The 11,965-nt window shown below is 63.6% G+C and carries 12 protein-coding genes and 1 riboswitch; of the genes, 6 read left to right on the forward strand and 6 right to left on the reverse strand.

The genetic code is table 11. The annotated features are described in order from the left end of the window. Positions 1–19 precede the first annotated feature (19 nt). The 6 genes from AC0L2V_RS08905 (at position 20) to AC0L2V_RS08930 (ending at position 6,468) form a co-directional block, all read left to right on the forward strand. The gene (locus AC0L2V_RS08905) at positions 20–1,606 is read left to right on the forward strand and encodes an ABC transporter substrate-binding protein (protein ID WP_473509806.1); all 1,587 of its coding nucleotides are present in this window, start codon (positions 20–22) and stop codon (positions 1,604–1,606) included. 82 nt (positions 1,607–1,688) lie between these two features. Then, positions 1,689–2,648 carry an ABC transporter permease gene (locus tag AC0L2V_RS08910; RefSeq protein ID WP_027154064.1) on the forward strand — a complete coding sequence of 320 codons (960 nt, stop codon included), beginning with the start codon at positions 1,689–1,691 and terminating at the stop codon, positions 2,646–2,648. Further along, entirely contained in the window at positions 2,648–3,550 is a 903-nt protein-coding gene (locus tag AC0L2V_RS08915; protein WP_128247498.1) for an ABC transporter permease, read from the forward strand. The genes AC0L2V_RS08910 and AC0L2V_RS08915 overlap by 1 nt, the downstream gene beginning before the upstream one ends. A gap of 19 nt (positions 3,551–3,569) precedes the next feature. Further along, a complete protein-coding gene (locus tag AC0L2V_RS08920) occupies positions 3,570–4,487 on the forward strand; it encodes a dihydrodipicolinate synthase family protein (protein WP_473509807.1) in 918 nt (305 codons plus the stop codon). A 2-nt stretch (positions 4,488–4,489) separates the two neighbouring features. Beyond that, complete coding sequence (locus AC0L2V_RS08925; RefSeq protein ID WP_473509809.1) at positions 4,490–5,497, forward strand: ABC transporter ATP-binding protein; 1,008 nt, start codon at positions 4,490–4,492, stop codon at positions 5,495–5,497. A gap of 2 nt (positions 5,498–5,499) precedes the next feature. Next, positions 5,500–6,468, forward strand: coding sequence for an ABC transporter ATP-binding protein (locus AC0L2V_RS08930; RefSeq protein ID WP_473509810.1), 969 nt, complete (start codon positions 5,500–5,502; stop codon positions 6,466–6,468). Positions 6,469–6,584: 116 nt separating this feature from the next. Here the strand turns inward: AC0L2V_RS08930 and AC0L2V_RS08935 are convergent, their stop codons facing one another. The 6 genes from AC0L2V_RS08935 to thiC are packed head-to-tail and all read right to left on the reverse strand — an operon-like array spanning position 6,585 to position 11,713. Next, a complete protein-coding gene (locus tag AC0L2V_RS08935; RefSeq protein ID WP_473509812.1) occupies positions 6,585–7,349 on the reverse strand; it encodes a hydroxymethylpyrimidine/phosphomethylpyrimidine kinase in 765 nt (254 codons plus the stop codon). Further along, positions 7,340–7,945, reverse strand: a complete 606-nt coding sequence (locus AC0L2V_RS08940) for a thiamine phosphate synthase (RefSeq protein ID WP_473509814.1) — start codon at positions 7,943–7,945, stop codon at positions 7,340–7,342. Before AC0L2V_RS08940 ends, AC0L2V_RS08935 begins: the two co-directional genes overlap by 10 nt. Then, positions 7,942–8,715 carry a thiazole synthase gene (locus AC0L2V_RS08945; RefSeq protein ID WP_473509816.1) on the reverse strand — a complete coding sequence of 258 codons (774 nt, stop codon included), beginning with the start codon at positions 8,713–8,715 and terminating at the stop codon, positions 7,942–7,944. Before AC0L2V_RS08945 ends, AC0L2V_RS08940 begins: the two co-directional genes overlap by 4 nt. Positions 8,716–8,719: 4 nt before the next feature. Then, positions 8,720–8,917: a sulfur carrier protein ThiS gene (gene thiS / locus AC0L2V_RS08950; protein ID WP_023801373.1), complete on the reverse strand. Its 198-nt coding sequence runs from the start codon at positions 8,915–8,917 to the stop codon at positions 8,720–8,722. Further along, the gene (thiO, locus tag AC0L2V_RS08955) at positions 8,886–9,887 is read right to left on the reverse strand and encodes a glycine oxidase ThiO (RefSeq protein WP_473519945.1); all 1,002 of its coding nucleotides are present in this window, start codon (positions 9,885–9,887) and stop codon (positions 8,886–8,888) included. Before thiO ends, thiS begins: the two co-directional genes overlap by 32 nt. Continuing rightward, positions 9,884–11,713: a phosphomethylpyrimidine synthase ThiC gene (thiC, locus tag AC0L2V_RS08960; protein ID WP_473519946.1), complete on the reverse strand. Its 1,830-nt coding sequence runs from the start codon at positions 11,711–11,713 to the stop codon at positions 9,884–9,886. Before thiC ends, thiO begins: the two co-directional genes overlap by 4 nt. Positions 11,714–11,814: 101 nt before the next feature. Then, a riboswitch (TPP riboswitch) is annotated at positions 11,815–11,931 on the reverse strand. Positions 11,932–11,965 lie beyond the last annotated feature (34 nt).

Raw genomic sequence — 11,965 nt, forward strand, 5'->3', positions numbered from 1 at the left:
AATGCCAAGGGAGGAAACCATGCGCATCAGAACTATAGCTCGTCATCTGGCCATCACCGGGCTGCTGCTCGGCGGCATCAGCCTTGCCACCAGCGTCCAGGCACAGGGCGCCAAGACCATCACCGGAGGCTTCGATGTCGGCCCCGGCGGCTTTCCCAAGAACTTCAATCCGTTGGCTGCGACCGGCGGCTTTACCTGGCTCAGCACCTATTTTGAACCGCTGGTCATCTACAACGCCGAACTGACCGAACTCGAAGGCGATCTGGCCAAGGACTACAAGGTCAGCGAGGACAAGCTGACCTACACGTTCAACCTTGCCCAGGAGAGCTGGCACGACGGCAAGCCGTTCACATCCAAGGACGTCAAGTTCACGCTTGAGCTCGCCAGGAACAAGGCCTCCGGCAGCCTGTTTGCCGCGCGCCTCGGCGACATCGCGTCGGTCGACGCGCCGGACGATCGCACCGTGGTCGTCAAATTGTCGAAGCCCAACGGCTCCTTCCTGTCGATTCTCTCGCAGGTGATGATCCTGCCGGAGCATGCCCTGGCCGCGATGCCGCCGGAAACGCTGGCCACGAGCACCTGGTGGTCCACGACGCCGGTCGGCACCGGCCCCTTCAAGTTCAAGCGCTATGTCAGCGATCAATATGTCGAACTGGCCGCGGATGACGACTATCGCGGCGGCAAGCCGAAGGTCGACGTGCTCATCAACAGGTATTTCGAGAGCCCGGCGGCGGCCGTTGCGGCGCTGCGCGCCGGCGAAATCCAGTTCACCTATGTCGAGCCCGACGACGCGGTAACCTTCAAGAGCGACAGCAATTTCAAGGTGATCGAGGGCGCCTCCTATGTGGTCAACTACATCGGCCTCAACCAGAAGGTCGAGCTCTTTAAGGATCTTCGCGTGCGCCAGGCGATCATGTACGCGATCGATCGCAATGCCATCATCGAGAGCCTCTATGGCGGCGCGGCCAAACCGGCCAATTGCGGCTACGTCGCGCCGCACCTGCTTCCCGAAGGTCTCGAACCCTATGCCTATGATCCGGCCAAGGCCAAGGCTCTGCTTGCCGAGGCGGGCTGGGACAAGATCAACGGCGACAAGCCGATCACCTTGCTGACCTATTACGGCTCGCCGCAAGCTGCCAACGTGATGGCTGCCATCCAGTCGATGCTGGCCGAGGTCGGGATCAATGTGGTGCCGCGCGTCGTCGATACGCCGACTTATAACGGCATCGTCTACAAGGAAGGCACGCCGGACTGGAACGCGTTTGCGATGGTCTATGCCGGCCTGCAGAACGGTCCCAATCCGGCCGGCATCAGCCCGGGTCTCAACAAGTCCCAGATTCCGCCGGCAGGCTTCAACACCATGCGCATCGAGTTCGATGATCTCAGCGCCGCGTTGGACGCTGCGCTCGCCCAGACCGATCCGGCCAAGATCGATCAATCCTGGCAGCAAGTCTGCAAGGTGATGAACAAGGATCTGCCCTGGGCGACGTTATGGGTGGCCAACCGCTATGGCGTAGCCTCCAACAAGCTACGTGACTTTGTCTGGACGCCGGCGCCGGGCGGCGGTCCTTATGCGGCTCACCCGGAACGCTGGGACATCCAGTAAAACGGCTGGCGGGCCATTCCGGCCCGCCAATGATACGGGCCGGCACGATGCCGGCTCCGCTCACCATCGCCACGGACAGCCAATGCTGAGTTTCATTGCCCGCCGCAGCGCTACAGGACTGTTGATGCTGGTCGCCCTGAGCGTCCTCATCTTCATCCTTCTGCGGCTGGCGCCCGGCGATCCGATCGATGCTTATATCAATCCGTCCAGCCCGATGTCGGCTTCCGACCTCGAAGTCCTGCGCGACCGGCTTGGGCTCGACCAGCCGCTTCCCGTGCAATACCTCGCCTGGCTTCGCGCTGCGCTCGGCGGCGACTTCGGCTATTCGATCCAGCGCAGCGGCGTTGGCGTGCTGCCGCTGGTCATGGAGCGCATCGGCCCGACCGCGCTGTTGATGGGCACCGGCCTGGCCATCGCCATCGTGCTCGGCATTTCCGCCGGCATCTTCAGCGCCGTCCGCCGTAACACGCTGCCCGACATCGCGCTGTCGGTGGTTTCCTTCGTCGGCATCTCCAGCCCGGCGTTTCTGACGGCACTTCTGGGACTGTACTTTTTCTCGGTGCTGCTGCGCTGGGCGCCATCAGGCGGCATGCAGACCGCCGGCGCGCCTTTTTCTGTAGCGGACGTGCTCGCGCACCTGGTCCTGCCCGCCTGCCTGCTGTCCATCGGACACGCCGCGCTGATCATGCGCTACATGCGCGCGTCGCTGCTGGAAGTGCTCAACCAGGACTATGTGCGGACCGCACGTGCCAAGGGCGTGCGCGAATTCTGGGTGATCATCAAGCATGCAACCCGCAATGCGCTTTTACCGGTCATCACCCTGATCGGGTCGACGGTCGGCATAGCGATCGGCGGCGCCATCTTCCTCGAAAGCGTGTTCAACTGGCCGGGCATGGGCCTGCTGCTAGTCAACGCCGTCGGCACAAGGGACTACCCGGTGATCATGGGCGCCACTCTGGTAATCGGCATCTGCGTCATTCTGGTCAATCTCCTGACCGATATCGTCTATGCCGTCGTCGACCCGCGCATCCAGGTGTCGTGATGACGATCACCGCACCAGCTCCGACAATCGACCCGACAGCCGGGCCGCAAACCAAGGGACCGCTTCGCCGCGCGCTCGGCCGGTTCTTTGAAAATCGTGCCGCGCGCGCCGGTCTGCTTATCGTCGTCCCCATTCTGCTGGCGGTCTCGACCTATTCCCTGTGGTGGCCGTTCAGCCCCAACGCCATCGATCTCAGGGCGATCAACAAGGGGCCGTCCGCCATTCATTGGCTCGGCAGCGACGGCGTCGGCCGCGACGTCATGGCCCGGCTGCTGCAAGGCGGACGGATCTCGCTGCTGGTCGCCGTCTGCTCGGTCGCCATCTCGATCGTCATCGGCTTCCTGGTCGGCGCTGTCGCCAGCTTCGGCGGGCGCCTTGTCGACGGCACGGTGATGCGCTTCGTCGACCTCGCAATGACGCTGCCGCCGGTGATCTTCCTGCTCGTACTCGCTTCGATCGCCGGCACCGGCATCGCGCCGACCATCTTGGTGATCTCGCTGCTCTCCTGGCCGGTGCTGTCGCGCATGGTGCGCGCCCGGCTGCTCGAGCTGCGCGAGCGCGACTTCGTCGTCGCCGCCCGTGGCATGGGGGCGGGGCTGCCGCATCTCCTGTTCCGCCACGGCCTGCCGAACTGCATCGACATTCTTGTCGTCTACGCCACGCTGCAGATCGCCAATGCAATTCTGCTCGAAGCCGGCCTTTCCTTCCTCGGCCTCGGCATCGCACCGCCCGAAGCCAGTTGGGGCAACATGCTCAATCTCGCCCGCTCCACCGTGGTGCTCGAGCAATACCCCTGGCAATGGATGTTTCCCGGCGCCGTACTCGTGCTCACCGTGCTGGCCATCAACTTCATCGGCGATGGCCTGCGCGATGCATTCGACCCTCGTTCCGATCTCAACTGACCTGAAGGTTTTTGAAAAAATGCCCCTGTTTACCGGTGTCGTGCCACCCGTCGTCACCCCACTCCATTCCGATCTCAGTGTCGATTTTGCGTCGTTCACGCGGACCATCGAAAACCTGCTCGACGGCGGCGTTCACGGCCTGTTCGTGCTCGGCTCGACCAGCGAGGTGGTCTTCCATGACGAGGCCGGCCGCCGGGCCATCATCGAGCACGCGGTCAAGGTCAACAATGGCCGCGTTCCGATCTTCGCCGGGGTCATCGACCCGACAACCGATCGCGTCATCAACCACGTCCTGACAGCCAGATCGGCCGGCGCTGACGCCGTCGTGGTCACCGCGCCGTTCTATGCCCGCACCAGCCAGCCCGAGATCGGCGATCACTTCCGCTACATCAAGGACGCAGTCGACATCCCGATCATCGCCTACGACATCCCGGTCTGCGTCCATGTTAAGCTGGAGCGCCAGACCACCGTCGGCCTTGCCAGCGAGGGCGTTATCGCCGGCATCAAGGATTCCAGCGGTGACGACGGCAATCTGCGTTATGTGCTCAAGGACATGGCCAACGACCCGAATTTTTTCGGCATGACCGGGTCCGAGATCCTGGTCGACAGCGTGCTTGCCATGGGCGCGCATGGGGTCGTGCCGGGCCTCGCCAATGTCGACCCGCACGGCTACGTCAGGCTGTGGAACCTGATGCAGGCGGGTCAGCACGCCGAGGCCCGCCTGGAGCAGGAGCGGCTGTTGAAGCTGTTCGAGATCGTCTGGATCTCGCTCGGCAGGACGAGCGCCGGCTCGGCCGGCGTCGGTGCCTTCAAGACCGCGATGAGGAGCCTCGGCATCATCGCCTCCAACACCATGGCGCGGCCGCAACGCAGCCTGAACGACGAGGAAGCCGCAAAGGTCGACATCATCCTTCGCGACGTCGGCTTGCTGCGCTGACCGTGGACGCTCCGATCCTCTCGATTTCCGGTCTGCGAGCGGTGTTCCGTATCGCCGGACGCGACATCGCCGCCGTGCAGGACGTCGACCTGGTGATAGGTTCGGGCGAGACGGTTGCGCTGGTCGGCGAGTCGGGATCGGGCAAGTCGGTCACCAGCCTGTCGATCATCGGCCTGCTGCCGAAGAAGGTCGGACGCATTGCCGAGGGCTCGATCGCGCTGCGGCGCAGGGACGGCACGGTCACCGAACTGATCGGCCTCGATCCCGAGTCGCTGCGCAAGGTGCGCGGCAACGACATCGGCATGGTGTTCCAGGAGCCGATGACCAGCCTCAATCCGGTCTACAGCATCGGCGAACAGATCGCCGAGCCGATCCGCATCCATCTCGGCAGATCGCACCGTGATGCGGCCACTGATGCCGTGCGGCTGCTGGCTCAGGTCGGCATTCCCGACCCTGATCGGCGGGCGCGGCAATACCCGCATGAGCTGTCGGGAGGGATGCGCCAGCGCGCCACCATCGCCATGGCCTTGTCGTGCGATCCGACCTTGTTGATCGCCGACGAGCCGACCACCGCCCTCGACGTCACCATCCAGGCCCAGATTCTCGACCTGCTGGCCGCGCTGCAGGCGCAACGCGGCATGGGCATTCTGTTCGTCACGCACAATCTCGGCGTCGTTGCCGAAATCGCCGACCGGGTCGCGGTGATGTATGCCGGGCGCATCGTGGAATCGGGTCCGGTGAGCGAGGTGTTCAACCGTCCGCGTCATCCCTACACCGCCGGGCTGATGCGTTCGGTGCCGCGGCTTGGCCAGGCCACTACGCTGAAGGCAGCAGGAACGCCGCTGCCGACCATCGCCGGCAATGTTCCATCGCTTGCCTTGCTGCCCAAGGGTTGCTCGTTCGCGCCGCGTTGCGCCCTGGCTGTCGATGCCTGCCGCACTGCTGTACCGCCATTGTTCGCGGCGACGTCGACCCAGCAAAGCCGCTGTTTGCGCTGGGAGGATCTCTGACAGTGGACGCTCCCTTCCTTTCAGTCAGGAACCTGACGAAGCATTTTGCGCCGACGGCGTTCTCGCGCGGTCCTGTCGTCAGGGCGCTGGACGATATTTCCTTCGACATCGCGCGCGGCCAAGTGGTCGGCCTCGTCGGCGAATCTGGGTCGGGCAAGACCACGATCGGCCGCTCGGTGCTGCGTCTCATCGAGCCGACATCCGGCGAAATAAGGTTTGACGGCGTCGATATCACCAAGCTGAGCGCCGGGCCTCTGGCTCGCCAGCGCCGCAAGATGCAGTATATTTTCCAGGATCCGTTCGCCAGCCTGTCGCCGCGCATGACCATCGGTCAGATCCTGACCGAAGGCCTCGATATTCAGGGCATCGGCAGCAGGCGCGAGCGGCGGGAGAAGGCTGAGAAGGCGCTTGCTGCGGTCGAACTGCCGGCCGATGCCTATGATCGCTACGCCCACGAATTTTCGGGCGGGCAGCGCCAGCGCATCGGCATCGCCCGGGCGCTTACGCTCGAACCCGAATTCATCGTCGCCGACGAGCCGGTCTCTGCCCTCGATGTCTCCATTCAGGCGCAGATCATCAATCTTTTGCGCGACCTGCAGGTCCGGCTCGGCCTGACCATGCTGTTCATTTCGCATGACCTGGCCGTCGTCGAATATATCTGCGACACGGTGATCGTTCTCTACCTCGGCCGCATCATGGAAGTCGCGCCCGCTGCCGCGCTCTATGCCCGGCCGCAGCATCCCTATACGCGCGCGCTGCTCTCGGCCATTCCGTCGCTCGACCCGCTGGCCAGGCAAGGCCGGCAGGTGCTGAAGGGCGACATTCCAAGCCCGGCAAATCCGCCGACCGGGTGTGTTTTCCGAACCCGCTGCCCGGTTGCCCTCGACGCTTGCGCCGGCATCGTCCCGCCATTACGGGCAACAACGTCCGATGGCCATTTGAAGGCCTGCATTCGCGACGACATCGCTTGAGACAAGACCCGACAAGGCGATTTACTTCGCGTGCTGTCTGAGAGACTCTCCGAAGGAAGGCGAAGAACCGGCCGCCAGCTTGCTGCCCAGAAAAGCCCCCGCCAAGCTCAACCGCCTCAATCCCGAGAGATCGATTTCCGAAACTTCTCGAAAACCAACAGCTTGCTTTTGCGCACGCCGTCTTCAAGCAGGCTTCCGTTTGCCAGGTGCGCGGCGATGGCGCTGGCCAGCGCGCAGCCCGTCCCGCGCATCGATCCGCCAAGACGCGGCGCATCGAAGCGGATGGGCTCTTGATCGGCGCGCAGCAGGATGTCCGTCGATCGACACCCCGCGGCGTGGCCGCCCTTGATCAGCAGGGCTTGCAATCCGGCGGTGAGCAATTTCTGACCTTGTTGCAATGCGCCGTCCTCGTCGATGGCCAGGTCTGAGCCGGCAAGGACAGCCAGTTCGATGAGGTTGGGTGTGACGAGACGGCAAAGCGGGATGAGTTCATGCTTCAGGACGCCGATAGCGCCTGTGTCCAGAAGGGGCCAACCCGAAGAAGAGACCAGCACCGGGTCGATGACTGCCGGTATCTGTGGGTTTTGGCGCAGCACATCCGCGACGGCGACGATGGTTTGCTCCGTCGCGAGCATGCCGATTTTGATCGCCCCGACCGCATTGGCTTGCAGCGCGGCACGCATCTGATCGGCCACCAGACCGGGTTGCAAATTGTGGATTTGCGTGACGGCTTCATGCGTCTGCACCGTCACGGTGGTAACGGCAAGGCAGGTGCGCAAGTCGAGGGCGGAGATCGTCTCAATGTCGCGGGCTATGCCGGCGCCGCCGCTGGAGTCCGAGCCGCCGACGACAAGCACATGCGGTTCGCGCCTCAACGCCATCGGCTCGTCTTTTCGATCCACTGGCGCGTTCGCGCATCCGGATCGGCATCCAATGTGATGTCGGTCACTACCGCGGCGCTGTCCGCACCGGCACCGAAGACGCCCTCGATCCGGTCGGGATTGAGGCCGCCAATCGCGACCAGAGGTGTCGGCGCGATCCGGCGCTTCCATTCGCCAAGCCGTTCGAGCCCCTGCGGCGCCCATTTCATCTGTTTCAGGATGGTCGGATAGACAGGGCCGAGCGCGATATAGTCCGGTCTGGCGGCAAGGGCTGTTTCGAGTTCGAGATGGTCGTGCGTGCTGAGGCCGAGACGGAGACCTGCAGCCCTGATCCGGGTAAGGTCCGCCGCTTGCAGATCTTCCTGTCCGAGATGAATGAAATCGCAGTCCTCCTCGATCGCCAGCCGCCAGAAGTCATTGATGATGAGCTGGCATTTGTATCGGGCGCACAAAGCCTTCGCCTTGCGGATCTCGGCGCGCAACGCAGCCTCGTCGAGGTTCTTGACGCGAAGCTGCATCAGCCTGACGCCGAGCGGCGCCAGCCTTTCAATCCAGGCGGCGCTATCGACGATCAGATAAAAAGGATCGAGTTTCATTGAAAGATTGCCCGGCCGATTGTCGGCGTCGATGGGACGGCGAGGTCGCGCGGCTCGAGCAGGCCGGAGCGATAGGCCTCACGGCCGGCATCGACCGCCTTGCCGAACGCGCGCGCCATGCCGATCGGATCGGCGGCCTTGGCCACTGCCGTGTTGAGGAGCACCGCGTCGAAGCCGAGTTCCATCACGAGAGCCGCGTGAGATGGGCGGCCGAGGCCCGCATCCACGATCAGCGGGACATCCGGGAAATGGCCGCGCATCGAGCGGAGCGCGGTGATATTTACCGGTCCAAGCGCAGAACCGATCGGCGCGCACCAGGGCATGAGCACCCTGCATCCGGCTTCCAGCAATCGCTCGGCGACGACGAGATCGTCCGTCGTATAAGGAAATACTGCAAAACCGTCTTCGCACAGGATCCGCGCGGCCTCGACCAAGCCGAAGACATCCGGCTGCAGCGTATCATGATTGCCGGTCACCTCGAGCTTGATCCAGTTCGTGCCGAAGACCTCGCGCGCCATCTTTGCGGTCGTGACGGCTTCCTTGACGGAGTGACAACCAGCCGTGTTGGGCAGGACATGCAGCCGCAGCGATTGGATAAGCGACCAGAATTTCTCGCCACCCTTGCCCCCGGCCATTTCGCGGCGCAATGAGACGGTCACCGCGGACGCGCAGGATGCCTTGACCGCATCGGCAAGAATGGAGGGCGAGGGGTACTGTGCGGTGCCGAGAAGCAGGCGCGACGGAAGCTTGGTTCCGTAAAGCTCGATCACGTTACTAACCTCCTTGCATGGGTGAGAGGATTTCGATCCGGTCGCCGTCCTTCAGCTGGAACAGCGCCCGCTCAGTCGCGTGCACAAGGTCGCTGTTTACGGCCGTTGCGAGCCAGTTGCCCTCGTAGTCAAGTGCTGCGAGAAGCTCCGCCAGGGTGGCGGCGGTGATCTCATGCGCTTCGCCGTTGACCGTCAGTTTCATCAGCAAGTTCCACCGGTTTGTCAGAATCGAAAACAAGGTCGGCCGCCCGACGCGCCATGGCGGGGGCCAGAAGGAAACCATGGCGGTAGAGCCCGTTGATCGCGACGGTCCTGCCATGCGCTTCGACGCGCGGCAGGTTGTCGGAAAACGCCGGGCGAATGCCGACGCCCGTCTCAACGATCGCGGCCTCGCCGAAGGCGGGATGAACCGAATAGGCGGCGTTCAGGAGTTCCATCATCGCCCGTACCGTGACCGGCTCCGTGGACAGGCTCTCGACCATCGTTGCACCCGCCATGAAATGGTGGTCGGCGCGCGGCGCCAGATAGAGCGGCAAACGCGGGTGCAGCAGCCTGACCGGGCGCGACAGCGAGATGTCCGGTGTACGCAGGATCAGCATCTCGCCGCGAACGCCGCGAAGCCTTTCATCGCTGGACGCCATTCCCATGCAGTCGATCTCGCGGTCGAATCCCGTCATGTGCAGGGCGTCCATTCCGAAGCGGAACTCGACGCTGCTTGCGGCGAGTTTTTCATGCAGCGCCGCCATTGCTCGGCGTGGGTCGAGATGGGCCTCGCCCGGAAAGAACAGCCCGCGACGGAAGCGGCCGGCGAGATCGGGTTCCAGGAGCGCGATTTCGTCTTCGTCGATCCGCCGATGACCCGACGTGCGGCTTGCAAACCGGTCGAGTTCGCCCGCATCCCGCGGCATTGCCAAAACGAGCGTTCCGGCCCGCGTGACATGGCCCGGCAGGACCGCATCCCACCAGTCGGCGGCATCGCGTCCGAGATCCAGCACCGGCTGCTCGGCGCTTTCGCGCTCGCACCAGGGCGCCAGCATGCCGCCGGCCATCCATGATGCGTTGCCGCCAAGGCCATGCCGGGTCTCGGCAATGGTTACCGCAGCACCGCGGGCGGCGAGTTCGAAGGCGGCGGTGAGGCCGGCGACGCCGGCCCCTTTGACCAGCAGCCTCATGACGGCTCCGGCATCTTCGGCATGGGCGGTTCGCCGTCCACCGGCATGTAAAGATTGCCGCCCTCGCGGTACTTCGCGGCCATCGCCGCCATGCCCTCTTTCTGTGCCTCGGCCCGAATGTCGTGGGAGATGCGCATCGAGCAGAATTTCGGCCCGCACATCGAGCAGAAATGCGCCAGCTTGTGCGCCTCCTTCGGCAAAGTCTCGTCGTGGAAGGAGCGCGCGGTTTCGGGGTCGAGCGACAGGTTGAACTGGTCTTCCCAACGAAACTCGAAGCGTGCGCGGGAAAGGGCGTCATCCCTGACCTTCGCCGTCGGATGACCCTTGGCGAGGTCGGCGGCGTGCGCGGCTATCTTGTAGGTGATGACGCCCGTTTTGACGTCGTTGCGGTCGGGGAGACCGAGATGCTCCTTGGGCGTGACATAGCAGAGCATCGCCGTGCCGTACCAGCCGATCATCGCCGCGCCGATGCCTGAGGTGATGTGGTCGTAGCCGGGTGCGATGTCGGTGGTCAGCGGCCCAAGCGTGTAGAAGGGCGCCTCGCCGCAGACTTCGAGCTGCCTGTCCATGTTCTCCTTGATCTTGTGCATCGGAACATGGCCCGGCCCCTCGATCATGACCTGGCAATCCTTGGCCCAGGCGACCTTTGTCAACTCGCCGAGCGTTTCCAGTTCGGCGAACTGCGCCGCGTCGTTGGCGTCGGCGATCGAGCCGGGACGAAGGCCATCGCCGAGCGAGAACGACACGTCGTAAGCGCGGCAGATGTCGCAGATTTCCTCGAAATGCTCGTAGAGGAAGCTTTCGCGGTGATGATGCAGGCACCACTTGGCCATGATGGAGCCGCCGCGCGACACGATGCCGGTGACCCGGTCGACCGTCAGCGGGATGTAGTGCAGCCGCACACCGGCATGGATGGTGAAATAGTCGACGCCCTGTTCGGCCTGTTCGATCAGCGTATCGCGGTAGATTTCCCAGGTCAGGTCCTCGGCGATCCCTCCGACCTTCTCAAGCGCCTGGTAGAGCGGCACGGTTCCGATCGGCACAGGCGAATTGCGGACGATCCATTCGCGGATGTTGTGGATGTTGCGACCGGTCGACAGGTCCATGACGGTGTCGGCTCCCCAGCGGATCGCCCAGACCATTTTTTCGACCTCTTCGGCCATCGACGAGGTGACGGCTGAATTGCCGATATTGGCATTGATCTTGACCAGGAAATTGCGGCCGATGATCATCGGCTCGCTCTCCGGGTGGTTGATGTTGGCTGGAATGATAGCCCGTCCGCGCGCTATCTCGTCGCGCACGAATTCCGGCGTGACGAAGTCCGGGATCGCCGCGCTGAAAGAGTTGCCGTCGCGCTGCATCCCGCCGCGTAAGCTCTCGCGGCCGAGATTTTCGCGAATGGCGACGAACTCCATTTCGGGGGTGATGATCCCGGCGCGCGCATAGGCAAGCTGCGTCACCGCTTGGCCCGTTTTTGCCTTTAGCGGCCGGTGGCGCACGGGAAATTCCGGCGTCAGGCGCTCACCTGACGCAAAGCCGTTGTCCTCCGGCCTGACACTGCGGGCATTGTGGAATTCGACGTCGCCGCGTGCCGTAACCCATTCATGGCGAAACCTGGCGAGGCCCTTTTCGATGCTGGTTTCGACAGTCGGGTCCGTATAGGGGCCGGACGGATCGTAAACGGTGACAGGCGGTTCGCCCGCCGTCGGATGGACGGCGATTTCCCGCATCGGCACCTTAATGTGAGGATAGAGGACGCCGGACTTGTGGATTTTCCGTGAGGCAGGCAGCGGTCCCGTTGAGACGGCTGGGGTCAGGGCATTCATATTGAGGCTCCTTTGCTCATGCATTGGAGACCCAGTTCTGTGCCGGAAGGATGAAAAGACGCTCTGGTTGGCCTGCTTACAGGTTTTCGGGCATGGACTCCCGCAAAGCGCTTGCACCGTCCCTACGCCAGTATGAACTGGATCAGGTTCAACGGGTCACTGCGCCGCGAAAGCCAGCAGTATCTCAGCCCCTTGCCGGGACCCCCCTGGTGAATGGGTCAAATTGAGCGGGCGATCGCCATTTTGTCAAGC

This window comes from Mesorhizobium sp. WSM4814, assembly GCF_055811595.1.

Coding starts and splice junctions, on each gene's coding strand:
- AC0L2V_RS08920 (WP_473509807.1), top strand. CDS start 3,570: ATGCCCCTGTTTACCGGTGTCGTGCCACCCGTCGTCACCCCACTCCAT.
- AC0L2V_RS08910 (WP_027154064.1), top strand. CDS start 1,689: ATGCTGAGTTTCATTGCCCGCCGCAGCGCTACAGGACTGTTGATGCTG.
- AC0L2V_RS08915 (WP_128247498.1), top strand. CDS start 2,648: ATGACGATCACCGCACCAGCTCCGACAATCGACCCGACAGCCGGGCCG.
- AC0L2V_RS08905 (WP_473509806.1), top strand. CDS start 20: ATGCGCATCAGAACTATAGCTCGTCATCTGGCCATCACCGGGCTGCTG.
- thiC (WP_473519946.1), bottom strand. CDS start 11,713: ATGAATGCCCTGACCCCAGCCGTCTCAACGGGACCGCTGCCTGCCTCA.
- AC0L2V_RS08940 (WP_473509814.1), bottom strand. CDS start 7,945: ATGAAACTCGATCCTTTTTATCTGATCGTCGATAGCGCCGCCTGGATT.
- AC0L2V_RS08935 (WP_473509812.1), bottom strand. CDS start 7,349: ATGGCGTTGAGGCGCGAACCGCATGTGCTTGTCGTCGGCGGCTCGGAC.
- thiO (WP_473519945.1), bottom strand. CDS start 9,887: ATGAGGCTGCTGGTCAAAGGGGCCGGCGTCGCCGGCCTCACCGCCGCC.
- thiS (WP_023801373.1), bottom strand. CDS start 8,917: ATGAAACTGACGGTCAACGGCGAAGCGCATGAGATCACCGCCGCCACC.